The sequence below is a fragment of the Peribacillus frigoritolerans genome (assembly GCF_001636405.1).
Lineage (GTDB): Bacteria > Bacillota > Bacilli > Bacillales > DSM-1321 > Peribacillus > Peribacillus frigoritolerans.
The window spans coordinates 2,069,431-2,085,558 of the sequence record NZ_KV440950.1; the positions used below are offsets into that span (position 1 = coordinate 2,069,431).

Annotated in this window: 20 protein-coding genes; 16 read left to right on the forward strand and 4 right to left on the reverse strand. The window is 42.2% G+C overall.

Features of this window, described 5'->3' with window-relative positions:
* The first annotated feature begins 19 nt into the window (after window positions 1-19).
* A complete protein-coding gene (locus tag A6755_RS10075) occupies window positions 20-805 on the forward strand; it encodes a phosphatidylserine decarboxylase (RefSeq protein ID WP_063590583.1) in 786 nt (261 codons plus the stop codon).
* 52 nt (window positions 806-857) lie between these two features.
* Here A6755_RS10075 and A6755_RS10080 read toward each other — a convergent pair whose 3' ends face one another.
* On the reverse strand, window positions 858-998 hold the full coding sequence (locus A6755_RS10080; RefSeq protein ID WP_063592506.1) for a sporulation histidine kinase inhibitor Sda: 141 nt from the start codon (window positions 996-998) through the stop codon (window positions 858-860).
* 466 nt (window positions 999-1,464) lie between these two features.
* On the opposite strand from A6755_RS10080, the gene A6755_RS10085 reads away from it, so the two are divergent.
* From A6755_RS10085 to A6755_RS10120, 8 genes are read left to right on the forward strand one after another with little or no spacing between them, the layout of a single operon-like run.
* Complete coding sequence (locus A6755_RS10085; RefSeq protein WP_063590584.1) at window positions 1,465-1,986, forward strand: YqeG family HAD IIIA-type phosphatase; 522 nt, start codon at window positions 1,465-1,467, stop codon at window positions 1,984-1,986.
* Window positions 1,983-3,092, forward strand: coding sequence for a ribosome biogenesis GTPase YqeH (yqeH, locus tag A6755_RS10090; protein WP_377307282.1), 1,110 nt, complete (start codon window positions 1,983-1,985; stop codon window positions 3,090-3,092). The genes A6755_RS10085 and yqeH overlap by 4 nt, the downstream gene beginning before the upstream one ends.
* 20 nt (window positions 3,093-3,112) lie before the next feature.
* Window positions 3,113-3,955, forward strand: coding sequence for a shikimate dehydrogenase (gene aroE / locus A6755_RS10095; protein ID WP_063590586.1), 843 nt, complete (start codon window positions 3,113-3,115; stop codon window positions 3,953-3,955).
* A complete protein-coding gene (gene yhbY / locus A6755_RS10100; protein ID WP_063590587.1) occupies window positions 3,949-4,239 on the forward strand; it encodes a ribosome assembly RNA-binding protein YhbY in 291 nt (96 codons plus the stop codon). The genes aroE and yhbY overlap by 7 nt, the downstream gene beginning before the upstream one ends.
* A gap of 11 nt (window positions 4,240-4,250) precedes the next feature.
* Window positions 4,251-4,820, forward strand: a complete 570-nt coding sequence (locus tag A6755_RS10105) for a nicotinate-nucleotide adenylyltransferase (RefSeq protein ID WP_034308571.1) — start codon at window positions 4,251-4,253, stop codon at window positions 4,818-4,820.
* On the forward strand, window positions 4,810-5,382 hold the full coding sequence (gene yqeK / locus A6755_RS10110; RefSeq protein ID WP_063590588.1) for a bis(5'-nucleosyl)-tetraphosphatase (symmetrical) YqeK: 573 nt from the start codon (window positions 4,810-4,812) through the stop codon (window positions 5,380-5,382). Before A6755_RS10105 ends, yqeK begins: the two co-directional genes overlap by 11 nt.
* Entirely contained in the window at window positions 5,382-5,738 is a 357-nt protein-coding gene (rsfS, locus tag A6755_RS10115) for a ribosome silencing factor (RefSeq protein ID WP_034308569.1), read from the forward strand. The genes yqeK and rsfS overlap by 1 nt, the downstream gene beginning before the upstream one ends.
* The gene (locus A6755_RS10120) at window positions 5,735-6,478 is read left to right on the forward strand and encodes a class I SAM-dependent DNA methyltransferase (protein WP_063590589.1); all 744 of its coding nucleotides are present in this window, start codon (window positions 5,735-5,737) and stop codon (window positions 6,476-6,478) included. The genes rsfS and A6755_RS10120 overlap by 4 nt, the downstream gene beginning before the upstream one ends.
* 97 nt (window positions 6,479-6,575) lie before the next feature.
* Here A6755_RS10120 and comER read toward each other — a convergent pair whose 3' ends face one another.
* Entirely contained in the window at window positions 6,576-7,406 is an 831-nt protein-coding gene (gene comER / locus A6755_RS10125) for a late competence protein ComER (RefSeq protein ID WP_095392851.1), read from the reverse strand.
* A gap of 110 nt (window positions 7,407-7,516) precedes the next feature.
* On the opposite strand from comER, the gene A6755_RS10130 reads away from it, so the two are divergent.
* From A6755_RS10130 to A6755_RS10140, 3 genes are all read left to right on the forward strand, one after another.
* On the forward strand, window positions 7,517-8,152 hold the full coding sequence (locus tag A6755_RS10130) for a helix-hairpin-helix domain-containing protein (protein ID WP_063590590.1): 636 nt from the start codon (window positions 7,517-7,519) through the stop codon (window positions 8,150-8,152).
* 68 nt (window positions 8,153-8,220) lie between these two features.
* Window positions 8,221-8,781 (forward strand): ComE operon protein 2, encoded by a 561-nt coding sequence (locus A6755_RS10135; RefSeq protein WP_063590591.1) that lies wholly within the window; start codon window positions 8,221-8,223, stop codon window positions 8,779-8,781.
* A 22-nt stretch (window positions 8,782-8,803) separates the two neighbouring features.
* Window positions 8,804-11,110, forward strand: a complete 2,307-nt coding sequence (locus A6755_RS10140) for a DNA internalization-related competence protein ComEC/Rec2 (protein ID WP_063590592.1) — start codon at window positions 8,804-8,806, stop codon at window positions 11,108-11,110.
* 76 nt (window positions 11,111-11,186) lie between these two features.
* Here A6755_RS10140 and A6755_RS25690 read toward each other — a convergent pair whose 3' ends face one another.
* On the reverse strand, window positions 11,187-11,321 hold the full coding sequence (locus A6755_RS25690; RefSeq protein WP_034308559.1) for a YqzM family protein: 135 nt from the start codon (window positions 11,319-11,321) through the stop codon (window positions 11,187-11,189).
* A 339-nt stretch (window positions 11,322-11,660) separates the two neighbouring features.
* Here A6755_RS25690 and holA point away from each other — a divergent pair, with 339 nt between their 5' ends.
* The gene (gene holA / locus A6755_RS10145) at window positions 11,661-12,674 is read left to right on the forward strand and encodes a DNA polymerase III subunit delta (RefSeq protein ID WP_034308556.1); all 1,014 of its coding nucleotides are present in this window, start codon (window positions 11,661-11,663) and stop codon (window positions 12,672-12,674) included.
* 89 nt (window positions 12,675-12,763) lie between these two features.
* On the opposite strand, the gene rpsT is transcribed toward holA, so the two are convergent.
* Complete coding sequence (gene rpsT, locus A6755_RS10150) at window positions 12,764-13,030, reverse strand: 30S ribosomal protein S20 (RefSeq protein ID WP_034308554.1); 267 nt, start codon at window positions 13,028-13,030, stop codon at window positions 12,764-12,766.
* Window positions 13,031-13,304: 274 nt separating this feature from the next.
* Between rpsT and gpr the strand changes: the two genes are divergently transcribed.
* From gpr to A6755_RS10165, 3 genes are all read left to right on the forward strand, one after another.
* Complete coding sequence (gpr, locus tag A6755_RS10155; RefSeq protein WP_063590593.1) at window positions 13,305-14,423, forward strand: GPR endopeptidase; 1,119 nt, start codon at window positions 13,305-13,307, stop codon at window positions 14,421-14,423.
* A gap of 86 nt (window positions 14,424-14,509) precedes the next feature.
* A complete protein-coding gene (gene spoIIP, locus A6755_RS10160; protein WP_034308549.1) occupies window positions 14,510-15,709 on the forward strand; it encodes a stage II sporulation protein P in 1,200 nt (399 codons plus the stop codon).
* A gap of 21 nt (window positions 15,710-15,730) precedes the next feature.
* Window positions 15,731-16,054 carry a YqxA family protein gene (locus A6755_RS10165; RefSeq protein ID WP_063590594.1) on the forward strand — a complete coding sequence of 108 codons (324 nt, stop codon included), beginning with the start codon at window positions 15,731-15,733 and terminating at the stop codon, window positions 16,052-16,054.
* Window positions 16,055-16,128 lie beyond the last annotated feature (74 nt).

Consider the following 16,128-nt stretch of genomic DNA (forward strand, 5'->3'; position numbering starts at 1 on the left):
AATTTGGAGTGGTTATATTTTGTTTCAGTCTTTGTATCGCGTTCTTATTGAACTGACGAATGGTCAGTATTCATCAGGTTTATTAAAACACTTTAGCCAATCTCGTTGGAGCAGGCCCCTAATTTTACTTTATGTAAAAACATTCAACCTTAATACACAGGAATTTGGTAAGGAGTTAAAAGCATATACCAATTTGCACGAGCTATTTACAAGGCAGTTAAAGGCTGACGCGAGGCCAATTACGGCAGCTCCGTCTGCGGTAGCTTGTCCCGTGGACGGTGTACTTGAGGACTCAGGGGAGATACACGCTGATAAAAAGATCGTCGTTAAGGGAAAGGTATATTCAATGGAGGAAATGCTCGGGGATGAGCTTTTATTGGAAAAGTACTTAGGCGGCAAATATCTCGTGTTATACTTAAGCCCGAGTCATTACCATAGGATCCATGCGCCCATCAAGGGTTCCGTGGTCAAACGATGGACGCTTGGAAGGAAATCATACCCCGTTAATAAATGGGGGATGAAATATGGAAAAGAGCCTTTATCAAAAAATTACCGGACAATAACTGAACTTCAAAATGAGGCGGGAAATCTGGCAATGGTGAAAGTCGGGGCCATGTTCATAAATTCGATCGTCATTACTGATGATTCGGATGAATTGGAAAAAGGGCAGGAGTTTTCTTATTTCAGCTTTGGGTCCACAGTTGTGCTTCTTTTTGAAAAAGGAAGTTTTGAACTTGAAGGAAACATATCCATTCCCGCAGATGTCCGTGTAGGTGAAACAATCGGATTCATGAGAGCGGTCTAACTTCAAATGAAAATAAGAGGCTGACATTTGATGTCAGCCTATGTATTTCATATTAAATTATGGATCGGATTTTATGTGTTAGGGACCTTCGATGAATTTCCGTTTCTATGAGGCGGATGAAATCGGTACTCAACTTTAAATTCTGTGCTTTAAAATAGGATTCAAGCAACAGGTCATCAGATAGTTTTTGCATCAGAACGCCACTTAAGGGCTGCTCACCTCCAGTAGGGATTGCGAGGAATAATTTGGTGTTTACTTGCATATATTGATAAGTCTTCCTTGATGTACCCCTACTGTATCAGAAATAAACGTGGAGAACAATCGTTCTGTTATCCACAGATGAAAGTGGATAACCTGTGGTTAAGTTGTTTGCAAAGTGAACGAAATGGTGCCTATCAGTATGGAAAATGTTAGTAAAGTTATCCACAGGTTGAATAAATGAAATTTTTGTCGAAATCTTTTATGAATAATTAGTTCTTTGGTTCTGGTCTGCCTGCAAATTTCCCATTATTTAATGAAAAATGCCTTTCCATATCAGAAAACATACATTATGATGTTTCTTTACCGTCAGCCATTCTTTCCTAATTTTTTTTGAAAGTGGGCTGAAAATTCGATATGATGGAAACGGTAAATTTTAATGAAAATATAGAGGTGCCAATATGCTTAAATTATTTTTGCCGAGTGAACATGTTAAAAGCATTTTTAATATAGATCCTCAAGAATTGAAAAAAAGAGGGATCAAGGGCGTCATTACCGATTTGGATAATACTCTCGTTGAATGGGACAGGCCGACTGCCACCCCCGATTTAATCAAATGGTTCGACAATATGCAGGATCATGGGATTTTAGTGACGATTGTGTCCAATAATAATGAAAATCGGGTTCGGGCTTTTTCCGATCCGCTTCACATTCCGTTTATCTTCCAGGCCAGAAAACCGATGGCAAGGGCTTTCCATAAAGCCCGTAAGACAATGGGGTTGAAATTAGAAGAAACGGTGGTAATCGGCGATCAGTTATTGACGGATGTATTGGGAGGGAACAGAGGCGGGTTTCATACGATCTTAGTGGTCCCTGTCGCACAAACCGACGAATTCAGAACAAGGATCAATCGTTATTTTGAAAGAAAGATCATGGCGTTTTTTAAACGAAAAGGAATGATAGAATGGGAGGATCACAATTGAACAATCATCAAGAATTAGTGTGCATCGGCTGCGGTGTGAAGGTACAGACTGAAGATCCGAAGGAGTTGGGCTTCGCCCCTAAATCGGCTCTGGAAAAAGAAAGCATCGTTTGTCAGCGCTGCTTTAAATTGAAACATTATAACGAAGTTCAGGATGTATCCTTAACAGACGATGACTTCTTGAAAATCTTGAATAAAGTAGGCGAAACCGACTCTTTGATCGTCAAAATCGTCGATATTTTTGATTTCAATGGAAGCTGGCTGCCTGGCCTTCATCGATTTGTAGGAAGAAATGATGTTCTTCTGATCGGAAATAAGGTCGATTTATTGCCTAAATCGGTAAAACCGAACAAGTTGATCAATTGGATGAAGCAATCGTCCAAGGAATTGGGTCTTAACCCGATCGATGTCCTGCTTGTCAGTGCGGAAAAGGGAAAGCACATACTTGCAGCGGCGGATGCGATCGAGCGGTATCGCAGAGGAAAAGATGTCTATGTGGTGGGCTGTACGAATGTAGGAAAATCGACTTTCATCAACCGTCTTATAAAAGAAGTGAGCGGTGAAAGTGATATCATCACGACTTCCCACTTCCCTGGGACTACCTTGGATATGATTGAAATTCCTTTGGATGATGAACAGGCATTGATCGATACACCTGGAATCATTAATCATCATCAAATGGCTCACTATGTGGACAAACGGGACTTCAAGGTGATTATGCCGAAAAAGGAAATCAAGCCGAGAGTGTACCAACTGAATGAAGGGCAGACGCTATTTTTCGGAGGGTTGGCCAGGTTGGACTATGTCTCAGGCGGAAGGCGTTCATTGACTTGCTACCTTTCGAACGAATTGAATATTCACCGTACGAAACTGGAAAATGCCGATGAATTGTATAAAAACCATGCCGGGGAATTACTGACTCCCCCACGGCCGGAACAAATCGAGGAGTTTCCGAAGCTGATTCCACATGAATTTTCCTTGAAAGATGGTAAAATGGATATTGTGTTTTCTGGTCTTGGCTGGGTGACGGTCAATGAGCCAGGGGCGAAAATCGTTGCACATGTTCCAAAGGGCGTCAATGTGATCGTTCGCAAATCATTAATCTAAATATAGGGGTCGTCTAGTCTATGAAAAAGATATATGGGGTAATGGGAGATCCAATTGCACATTCTATGTCACCGGACATTCATAATGATGCATTTGAAAAAGAAAATATAGAAGCGGTTTATCACCATTTTCATGTGACGAAAGAAGGTTTGAACGATGCCGTGAAAGGCATGAAAGCCCTTGGTATAGAAGGGTTTAACATCACGATCCCTCATAAGACTTCAATCATCCCTTTCCTTGATGAAGTGGATGAACTGGCCCTGGCAATCGGGGCTGTAAATACGGTTGTTAACAAAAATGGTCGGTTTATAGGGTATAATACAGACGGAAAAGGATTTTTTAAATCTTTATGCGATGAAATATCAGGTGACATCAAGGCTAAAAAAACGTTAGTGATCGGAGCGGGCGGTGCTGCGCGTGCGATTTATTTTACCCTCGTGAAAGAAGGGGTAAAGCAAGTTGATATTGCAAACCGGACAAAGGAAAGAGCGGCCCAGCTTGTTTCTGATTGCCCTTATGATAAAGTATCGAAGGCACTCTCGATTATCGAAGCGGAAGAAAGCTTATCACAATATGATTTAATCATCCAAACGACTTCTTCAGGAATGAGTCCTGAACTGGATCATTCGCCGTTAAAGGTCGACCAGCTTAAAACCGGTGCAATTGTCAGTGATATCATCTATAACCCTCTGCAAACCAAGCTGCTGCGTGAAGCTGGGGAAAAAGGGGCGGAAACGCAAAATGGTCTGGGAATGTTCATTAACCAGGCCGCACTTGCCTTTGAGATATGGACAGGCATTATGCCGGATACAGCAAGAATGACAGATATTGTCTTGAACAAACTAGGAGGTAACACATGTTAACAGGAAAACAAAAAAGATTTTTACGATCAAAGGCCCATCACCTCAATCCAATTTTTCAAGTTGGTAAAGGCGGAGTCAATGATAATCTCATCAAGCAAATTGGTGAGGCGCTTGAAGTACGTGAATTGATCAAGGTCAGCATCCTGCAAAACTGTGAAGAGGACCGCAATGATGTGGGGCTTACTTTATCAAAAGGTGCACGTGCTGAATTGATTCAGATTATCGGCAACACAATTGTGCTATATAAAGAATCAAAAGAAAACAAACAACTTAAATTACCTTAAGGAACCTATCTATGAAAAAAATTGGAATTCTTGGCGGTACATTCAATCCTCCGCACATCGGGCATTTAATTATAGCCAATGAAGTGCTGGATGCCCTTGAGCTAGATGAAATCAGGTTCATGCCAAATCACGTTCCTCCACATAAGGAAAAATCGGAGGAAGTAACCGATATGGACAGGCTGGCCATGTTGGAAAACGCGATAGCCGGAAACCCATCTTTTTATATTGAGGGTATTGAAATAGAAAGAAAAGGCACATCTTATACGTATGACACGATAAAATTGCTTAAAGAACTTGAGCCAGCCAATGAGTTCTATTTCATAATTGGCGCAGATATGATTGAGTACTTACCGAATTGGCATCGTATCGACGAGCTGGTGCATATGGTCAATTTCGTCGGGGTGAAGCGCCCTGGATATAATGAGAATACCTTATACCCGATCACGATGGTGAAAGTCCCACAGATGTTCATTTCGTCTTCCATGATACGAAGGAAGTTAAGAACAGGGAAAACCGTGAAGTATTTAATAGCAGATCCAGTGGTGAAGTATATTAAAGGGAATGGTTTATATGAATCGTGAGAAAGCATTGGCGCTGGTTAAAGAACAAATCACTGAGCGCAGGTACATTCATACCTTGGGTGTGGTCGAGTCAGCGATTGAACTTGCTGAACGGTATGGTGCCGACGTCAAAAAAGCGGAACTTGCAGCCATTTTCCATGATTATGCAAAATTTCGTCCTAAAGAAGAAATGGAGCAAATAATAATCGCTGAAAAAATGGACCCGGCGTTACTTGAATACAATATGGAGCTGTGGCACGCTCCTGTCGGGGCTTATCTGGTGAATAAGGAAGCAGGCATTCAGGACGCTGAAATCTTGGATGCGATTGCCTATCACACGTCTGGCAGGGTTGGCATGAGCCTTTTGGATAAAGTCGTATACCTTGCTGATTATATCGAGCCGGGACGTTCTTTTCCCGGTGTCGACGAAGTCAGGCAGACAGCAAAGCAAAATTTGGATCGTGCTGTCATCCAGGCTTTAAGGAATACAGTTGTTTTTTTAATGAAAAGAAATCAGGCAATTTACCCTGACACATTTAAGACATATAATGATTTGATCATGAATTTGAAGGAGAAGATGTAATGACTGAACGTGAACTTCTTGTAATTGCAGCAAAAGCGGCGGATGATAAAAGAGCGGAGGATATCGTGGCATTGAACATGCAAGGTATTTCCCTTGTAGCGGATTACTTTTTGATCTGCCACGGTAATTCTGAAAAACAAGTACAAGCAATAGCTCGTGAAATGAAGAGCAAAGCTGATGAATCAGGAATCAATGTAAAACGTCTTGAAGGTTTTGACGAGGCGAAATGGGTGCTTGTGGATCTTGGCGATGTAGTGGCCCACATTTTCCATAAAGATGAAAGAAACTACTATAACCTTGAACGTCTATGGGGAGATGCACCTTTTGAAGATCTAGAGAGTGAACTGACTTCATGACTTACGAACGCTTTGCCTATGTATACGATGAATTGATGAAGGACGCACCTTATGAAAAATGGCTGATGATCCTTACGGCGAAGCTGGAACAGTATGGAATTGGTGGAAGGAAAGTCCTGGATTTGGCGTGTGGAACCGGGGAAATGACCGTTGAATTGGCGCAGCACGGATTCGAAGTCACCGGCGTGGATTTATCTGATGAAATGCTTCTTGTTGCTAATGAAAAAGCGGTTAAGCTTGGATTATCGATTCCGCTTTTCCAGCAGAATATGGCAGAACTCGAAGGACTTGGCCAATTTGATTGTGTCACGATTTTTTGTGATTCGCTGAACTACCTTCGCGACCAAGAGGATATCGTCAAGACGTTCAGCCGGGTTCATGAGCATTTGAAGGATGGCGGATTATTCATGTTTGATATCCATTCCCTTTATAAAATGGAAGAAATCTTTAGTGATCATACGTTTGCTGTCAATGGTGAAGAAGTATCCTATATATGGGATTGCTTCCCGGGTGAAGAACCTTACAGTGTGGAACATGATTTAAGTTTTTTCGTAAGGGATGATGAAAGCGGTCTTTATGACCGTTTTGATGAGTTGCATTATCAACGGACCTATCCGGTTGAACAATATAAAAAGTGGCTGGAGCAAGCAGGTTTCACGGTTTCTGAAATTCTGGCGGATCTTGAAGAAGCACCGCTTGTAACGGAAACCGAAAGAATCTTGTTTGTAGCCAGTAAATGATAAAGAGGTCAAGATCCCCGTTCGTACAAGGACGATTGGAGGTCTGACCTCTTCTTTTTTTTATTTTTAGAAGGAATTGAAATCTTGATTACGAATATTAATAAGGATGGCCGAACTGTTTTTCAACTTCGTGAAGATCCTCTGCAAACTTTTCATGTGTCGCTTGAAAAAGATGATGGAACATTTCCCCGGTTTCAGCTTCTAAAACCTTGATCCCCTCACCTGTTATTCCACCTTTTACACAAACCTTTTCCTGTAAGGTCGGCAATGTATAAACCCCTTTACCGAGCAATTCCCCTAAGCCAACCAGCATATTCTCAGTCAAAGTCGTAGCCGTTTCTTTATCTATCTTCGTCGTTTGGCAAGCCGCGTCAATGAAAGCTTGAGCTAAATAGCTGAAGAAGGCAGGGCCGCAGCTGACAATATCGGAAGCTACCCGGGTGATATCATTTTCAATGATGACCGGTGCCGATATGGCGGAGGCCAAATCAAATAAAGCTGACACTTTCTCCTTACTGCAGCTCTCGCTGAAACTCAGTAACGATACGCCTGAACCCACACGGTTCGTTATGCTCGGTATAAAACGGGCACAGGGTGCATTCACTGCCGATTCGAGCTGGGAGACGGAAAGCGGGCTTGTGATGGAAATAACCAGCTGATCCCTTTTTATATGCTGTTTGATGCCTTGTAATAGGCTGTTAATTTGCAATGGTTTTACACAGAGAAAGATAAAGTCCGCTTGTTCGGCGATTTCGGCTGCGCTTTCCGCAACCTTGATACCCGGGTGTTTCTCTTTTAGCACCAATGCTTTGGAAAGTGTGCGATTTGTAATGATTAGATCTGCCGGATTCAATATTTTTGCCTCCAGCCATGCCTCGATTAAAATGGTACCCATATTTCCGGTTCCGATAACACCGATTTTCTTCAATTCCGATCAACTCCTCTCACTTAAAGCGATTGATTCTCCTAAAAACACTATGTATTTTTAATCTGTCCTATGACAATGTATCGTGCGAAATCCAATAAGGAGGTAAAGAAATGGAAGGGATTTTAAAAAGGAAAATGACGAGGATTACCGTTGCCGTGGCATTTGTGGCAGGGGGCATTTACTTTTTTTCTCAACAAGGGGAGGATCCGGCTGATACGGAAGATATATTTTCCGTTACTGCAAAAGAAGCTGAAATGGAACAAAGTGTAAATGAATCGGCTGCCGAACCTGAGATCATTAAAGTGGACGTTAAAGGAGCGGTCAAGTCCCCGGGCATATTTACTGCACAGGCAGGTGACCGGGTGATTGATTTGATTTCGTCTGCGGGCGGTTTTACGGAAAAGGCCGACACGGATAAAGTGAATTTTGCCCAAATCATCGAAGATCAAATGGTCATTTATGTTCCGGAAATAGGTGAAGAAGACAAAGGGAACTTGGAGAATATACAAGTCGGGACGTCTGGTGATGCCGTCACTAAGGGTACGTCAGGAGGACTGGTGAACTTGAATACTGCTACACAGGAAGATTTGCAAACCTTGACGGGAATTGGACCATCCAAAGCGGATGCGATCCTGGAATACAGGGAGACGGTAGGGAAATTCAAGGAGGTCGATGAATTGAAGCAAGTTACGGGAATCGGAGATAAAACGTTTGAAAGGTTACGGGATTCCATTTCGGTGAAATGAATGCTACACAAATGGACAGGAAGAGGGTAAAATTGAAGAAAATCATTCTAGGGGTAAGGGGATACAACATGAACAGAATTAGTTGGGATCAATATTTCATGGCACAAAGCCATTTATTAGCTTTAAGAAGCACATGTACACGCCTCACTGTAGGGGCGACCATCGTCAGGGACAACCGAATCATTGCCGGGGGATATAATGGGTCCATTGCGGGAGGGACGCATTGTATTGATGACGGCTGTTATGTAATCGATAATCATTGTGTCAGAACGATACATGCAGAAATGAATGCACTTTTACAATGTGCGAAATTTGGGGTGCCGACTGATGATGCGGAAATATATGTGACGCATTTTCCGTGTCTTCAGTGCTGTAAATCACTCATCCAAGCTGGCATAAAGGCCGTTTATTATGCCGAGGATTACAAAAATCATCCATATGCCCTCGAATTATTCAAACAGGCGGGTGTCAAGACCGAGAAGGTTGAAGCAAAAGGGGCCATCGATGTTAATGGAAAACAAAAAAAGGACTTTGTATTCTCATTGCTAGCTCAACTTGAACAAAACGGTCTGGGAAAAGAAGATATATTGGAACTGGAAAAGCAGGCCAATCAGATATTTGAAAATTAAATAGACGGGGGGGGGGGCAGGCATGGCCAGACATCTTATCTTACTGGCCGTTTCAGCCACATTTGGTGTTACGGCCCATTCTCTTTTACATGTAAGGCTGCTGATCATTATCCTTATTTTTCTCTGTTTCATTTATTTTTCGGTGGGCTTAAGTGGGAAGGCCCTTAGTTTTCATTTGGTGATCATGGGGATATTTTTAGGGGCCGCCTCCTTCTCCGATCACCGAAACAAAACTGCCTATCATGGAACGGAAAGCCAATTCATCATCACATTTACCGACCAACCGAATATAGATGGAAATTCATTAAAAGGATTCATTGGCAGTGAGAAAGGCGAACGGCTAGTGCTTCGTTATAAAATCACGACCGAATTGGAACAGGAAAAGCTGAGTCAGTTTCTTCGAATCGGTTTATCTTGTCCGGCTGAAGGGACATTGCAAGTTCCCGAGAAAAACAGGAATGAAAACAGTTTCGATTACCAGCGTTATCTTTTCCGCCAAGGCATCCATTGGATATTCAAAGCGGATTCCATTTCATTTCAAGAATGCAAAGAAGGTGGAAACTCGATCCTGGTTTCGATTCGTAATTTGCGCCTGAAGGGGATTGCATATATTAGAGAACACTTTCCTGAAGAGTCGAGCGGTTTTGTCACAGCGCTCATATTCGGTGACCAGAGATATATAGATGAAGGGGACCTTACTAATTATCAGCGGTTGGGGTTGGTTCATTTACTGGCGATTTCCGGCCTTCATGTCAGTTTTTTAACGGGGGTGTTATTTTACATCGGCATCAGGGTTGGGATTACACGGGAAAGAATGATGATGGCCATCTTACTCTTCCTTCCGGTTTACATGTTACTTTCAGGTGCCAGTCCATCAGTGGTGAGGTCCTGTTCAATGGCTATGCTTTTCTTTCTACTCCTGCTATTCAAAAAGCGGATTTCGGCGGGTGCCGCAATTGGATCGACTTATTTGGCGCTATTGTTTTTTCGGCCTAATATGCTTTATGATATAGGTTTTCAGCTTTCATTCGCGGTCACATTCTCCATTATCATGTCTTCAAGCATCTTCTTGCAATACCCGAAGAAATCGATGCAGCTATTCATCCTCAGTTCCATCTGCCAACTGGCAGCCCTTCCGATTGTGCTTTTTCACTTTTTTGAAGTATCTTTACTTGGCGTGTTTCTGAACGTATTGTATGTTCCGCTTTATTCCATCATATTACTGCCACTTTCACTGATTTCCCTCCTCATTCATTTATTACTGCCTTCCTTTGGTCAACCTCTCATATCATTATTGAATTTCACCTTTGTACTCTGCAATAAAGCCGCAGATGCAGCATCGGATTTACCGCTCGCATCCATACCGTTTGGAAAGCCGACTTTCCTCATGATGTTACTACTTGTTATTTCCCTTATAGGGTTATGCCTGACTTGGGAAGTATCCTTTGGAAAAAGTAAAATCTGGTGCGGAATGATAATCGTCCTTTTACTTTTGCAATATAACTTACAAAGGTTCTCGCCCTTTGGTGAAGTGCAAATAATCGACGTAGGACAAGGTGACTCCATTTTAATTTCCCTGCCTTTCAATCGCGGTAATTATTTAATTGATACGGGCGGGCAAATTACATTTCCAATCGAAACGTGGGCGATAAAGCGAAAGAAGTTCAACTCGGCGGATGATATCATTATTCCTTTATTGAAAAGTAAAGGAATTCACCAATTGGACAAACTGATTTTAACCCATCCTGATGCAGATCATATGGGAAGTGCAAAAGAATTAATAGATAATTTTAAAGTTGCGGAGATCAGCATTGGAGGCTGGAGTGAAGAGCAATACAGGGATATGGATCTTGTAACCGTGGCGAGAGAGAAAAAAATGAAAATGACCGTCCTGAAAAGGGGGGACCAATGGGTGGCGGGCGGAGCGCGGTTTGCTGTGCTAAGTCCATTTAAGCAAGAAGAAGATAAGAACGATTCATCCATCGTTCTATTCACTGAGCTTGGGGGAGTGTCATGGTTATTGACCGGCGATATGGGAGAAGAAGGGGAGAGGGAACTTTTGAGAACATTTCCGCAGTTGCAGGCGGATATCTTGAAAGTCGGTCACCATGGCAGTAAAACGTCTTCTTCCGCGCCCTTCCTTGAACAGCTGCAGCCGAAAGCGGCGCTTATTTCAGTTGGAAAAGATAACCGCTACGGGCACCCTCATGAAGACGTAATTGGGAATCTGGAGGGGAATGGCATAAAAGTGTTCAGGACGGATGAGGATGGTTCTATTATTTACAAGTATTACAAAAGCAGTGGAACCTTTCGGAAGACTCTCCCATAGTATATAGAAAATCAAAAAGAAAGAGACTGCAGCAGCAGCCTCCATCAGGAAAAATAAGTGCATGTAATGAATGAAATCAGGATCCGACAGCTTTAATGACGACAGCTATGGTGAACATGGCAGCGAAAAATACAAAAGAACCGATGAATCCTATAGCGGAATCAGCGACGTCATCTGTCTTTGATTGAACATTCTTTTCGAATTCGTTCATTATTTACCCCTCCTATTTCTGCTAATAGTATAAAACATTACCAAAAAAAAATCTACAGGCTTCATTCCTTCATTTCCTTTACTGACAAGAGTTGTCACAAATAGTTTGGGAATTTGAGGTCAAAATAAAAGTACAAACAAAGCAAGCGAAAACGAAAAGCTCATTTGTTCTACATGAATACTCTACCCGCTTTCAAGGGAGATTACCCGGGCCTTTCTTGAAAGTGTTCATATAGATCCGGAATTAGCCCTTTTAAGGGCTAGTTCCCTTTATAGCTTGTCAAATGGTCCATCCACCTATACCATTAGAGAAGAATACATAGTAAAGAGGCGGATTCTATTGGTATTAGACGTTTGGAAAAGTATAAAAAAAGGGCAATTCGCGCCAGTATACTTGTTATATGGGACGGAAGCCTATCTAATTAATGAAACGAAGCAGCTATTGATCGAGAATGTCCTTCACGAAGATGAGATGGATTTTAACTTTTCTCAATTTGATTTAGAAGAGACGCCTGTTGAAACTGCGCTTGAAGATGTCGAAACCCTCCCGTTTATCGGGGAAAGGCGCCTTGTCTTCATGCAAAACCCATTTTTTTTGACAGCTGAAAAAACGAAGTCAAGAGTTGAGCATAATGTGAAAAGACTGGAAGCGTATTTGGCTGACCCGGTTCCATATTCTATTGTCGTATTGACCGCACCTTATGAGAAACTGGATGAACGGAAAAAAATCACCAAGGAACTGAAGCGTAAGGCGGTTCTCGTTGAAGCGAAGAAGCTTGGTGATCATGAGTTAAAGGGGTGGGTGAAGGAGAGGGTCGAAGCTTCTTCAGTCCGAATAGATGAGCAGGCTACAGAGCTTTTACTTGAACTTGCAGGAACGAATCTGATGATGCTGACGAATGAACTGGATAAAATGGTGCTTTATACGGAAGCTGAGAAGCACATTACAGTCGAGGTAGTGGAAAAGCTGGTCGCAAAATCCCTTGAACAGAATATCTTCACACTTGTTGATCATGTGTTACAGAGAAAAATGGAGAGTGCCATGACGATACTGCACGATCTTCTCAGGCAGAATGAAGAGCCGATCAAGATCTTGAGTGTCATGGCAGGTCAGGTCAGGCTCATGTATCAAGTGAAGGAGCTTTCCCGTCAGGGCTATAGCCAGCAAAAAATTGCGGGTCAACTGAAGGTGCACCCTTACAGGGTAAAGCTGGCACTTGAAAAGACGGGGAAATTCCAGGAACGCGAGTTGTTGAGCATCATGAACGACTTAGCGGAGGCGGATTATAAAATGAAGACCGGCCAAGCAGATAAGGCAATCACGCTTGAGCTGCTGCTTTTAAAAATTAGATGATAAAAAAGGTGGCAGATATCCTGTCACCTTTTTTATGCAAAAAACGGCACAAAAAAAACGATCCGATTGGATCGTTTAATTTTTTGTCATTATGCGTTAAGAGCGTTAAGTCTTTTCGCTAAACGAGATTTTTTACGGGCTGCCGCATTTTTATGGATTAATCCTTTAGATGCAGCTTTGTCTAATTTCACAGCAGCTGTTAAAAGAGCTTCTTTAGCAGCTTCGACGTTTTCACCAGCTAATGCAACTTCAGCGTTTTTCACTGTAGTACGCATAGTTGATCTAACAGTAATGTTATGAACGCGTTTTTTGTCGTTGATTTTTACACGTTTAATAGCAGATTTAATGTTTGGCATTCCGTTCACCTCCTACAAAGAAATCGAGATTATATGAACTCGACTTTTCAAATCCATATCAAATAGCACAAGTGATATTCTATCAGACTGCTCATAAATATGCAATACTTCAGATTGAGAATCGAAAAGGAATTATAATTTCGGGAAAAAATTCATCTCGTCATCATTCATTGTACCAAAAAAATGAATAATAAAAAAGCAAAAACGACAGAATGTTTAAGAGAGACTATTGAAAATACTAGATTAGATACAATTCAAACATCAGGAGGCCGTTATGGAAAATAATTTGGACCTTAGTGAATACGGAATTCGAACAGATTTGGCGATTGAAGCAAAGGAGATTGCCCTTGAACATAAAGGTGTAGTAGAGGAAGTGGATGTTTCCCGCATCGAAGGGGTCATTATTAAGGAAAAAGATGTGGATGATTTGAAGGTATCCTTAGTCGAGGTCACGGCTGAGGGGGAAAAAGAAATCGGAAAAAAACAGGGCAGCTATTTGACCATCGAGGTCCAGGGAATCCGCCAGCAGGACACGGAAACGCAGCAACGGGTGGAAAAGGTGTTCGCCAACGAACTGGCTTACTTCTTGAAACGGAATAAAATCACAAAAGAAAGCAGTTGTTTGGTTGTCGGTCTTGGTAATTGGAATGTTACCCCCGATGCCTTGGGGCCTGCAGTCGTTGAGAACCTTGTGGTCACAAGACATTTGTTCGAATTGCAGCCTGAATCCGTCAAGGAAGGCTATCGGCCGGTCAGTGCGATTTCCCCCGGTGTTATGGGGATTACGGGAATCGAGACGAGTGACATCATAAAAGGCGTCATCGAAAAAAGTAATCCTGATTTCCTGATCGTCGTTGATGCATTGGCTGCCCGTTCGATCGATCGTGTGAATGCAACGATTCAAATTACGGATACAGGTATCCATCCAGGGTCTGGTGTAGGAAATAAACGTAAAGAATTGAGTCAGGCTACACTGGGAGTTCCAGTTATAGCAATTGGAATACCTACCGTCGTGGATGCCGTATCGATTGCTAGCGATACGATTGATTATATTTTAAAGCATTTTGGCAAGGAAATGAATGAAGGGGACAGACCATCACGTTCATTGGCACCTGCTGGATTCAGTTTTGGAAAGCGGACAAAGCTGACCGAAGAGGATATGCCAGGTGAAAAGGAACGCCAAACCTTTTTGGGAATGATAGGTGTCCTCCCTGATGAAGAGAAGCGGAAATTGATTTATGAGGTGCTTTCGCCACTTGGTCATAATTTGATGGTTACACCAAAAGAAGTCGATGTTTTCATCGAGGATATGGCCAATTTGATAGCCAATGGTTTAAATGCAGCCTTGCATCATTCAATAAATCAAGATAATGCCGGCTATTACACCCGTTAAATCACTTTCAGTGCCCAAAAATGGTGTTCTACCCTTTCTAGCAAAGTCATAGGTATTAATAGACAAGCTATAGAGAGGGTGGAAGGATGAAAAGAAGAAATTCCCCAGGAATCATAACAGCCATTCACGGATCAACAATAATAAAAACTTTTCTAGGTATTCTCGCCTTGCTTCTTTTTGTTTTTTCAGTCAGTGGGGTCATGACTTCCCTAAGACCGGAGTATCGGATATCTTCTAACTCCGTACATACTGTAGCCAATCAATTCTCGGGAAAAATGCTGTTTTCGATGCTGGCCAACGAAAATCATTATCTTTTTAATGCCCTGCCGGAAGGTAAGCAGGAATCGATCATCACGAATCAATTGATAAAAGTCTCGACCAACATTTCACTTGAGGACCCGCGAAGTTTACTGGGAAGGGAGCTTCCTGGCTTTTCGATTTTTGATAATGAGATCCTCGTTGCTGGGGAAGGAACGAATTATACGAATATGCCGTATGAATCTTCACCGCCAGTGGATGTCCTGAATGAAGAAAGGGATGCATCCCTTCAAAACCTGGATGAGATTAAAGAACCGGATAAAGGAGTGACCAATCAGCCGAATCAAACGACCAATGGCCGGAAAGTGGTCGAGATATACCATAGCCATAACCGGGAGTCATATCTTCCATATTTAAAAGGGGTGACCGACCCCGACCTAGCCTACCATTCTAAAATCAATATTACGAAACTCGGGGAACGGATGGTTGAAGATTTGGCTGATAAGGGGATCGGCTCCTCGCTCGATAAAACGGATATCATGGGAAATCTGAATAATAAAGGATTGAATTATGCCAAATCTTATCAAGAATCACGGAAATCGGTCCAGACGGCATTGGCCAATAACAAAGATTTAGAATACCTGATTGATATCCACCGCGATTCAAAGCGGAAGAAACATACGACAATTACAATCAGAGGTAAAGAGTATGCCAAGATCGCCTTCGTGATTGGGGGGAATAACCCGAACTATGAAAAAAATGCCGCGCTTGCCAATAAGCTTCATAAAGCATTGGAGAAAAAATACCCAGGTATTTCCCGAGGGGTTATGAAACAGGGCGGATCTAGCCATAATGGTATATATAATCAGGATTTATCAGGCAATGCCATGCTTATTGAAGTTGGCGGTGTTGATAATACTTTCGAGGAAATGTACTTGACCGTTGATGCCTTCACCGAGGTTTTCAGTGAATTTTACTGGGATGCCAAAGCAGTGGATAACCCGACCGGGGATTCGGAAGCGAGGTAATTTGAAAGGAGTTCTCTTATCATGGTTCGATTTTGGTTGAAATGTACAGGGATTGTGCTCGTATTATTTTTAGGTGTTCTAATCGGGATGCAGCAAGCGAACGACGGGATGAAAAAAATGAAGGGGTATGAAGATCCCTCTTTGAATAGTGCATTCATCATTAACCAAACGGACCAAGGGAAGATGGAAGCGGATATCCTTGGCGAAAAAGTGACGAGTCATGATTTGGAGACGAAAAAAGAAAAGCTTGAAGAAATGAAAGCTTTCAACTTTTTCTCATCGATCGGAAAAACGCTTGGAGAGACCATATCAGGTGCCTTTCAAGCCCTTATTGATATGATTTGAGTAGGAAATAAGTTGATTGTGCCCTGCAAAAGGCTGTATCCGAATCCGGGATGCAGCCTTTTTTTATGCTTTGT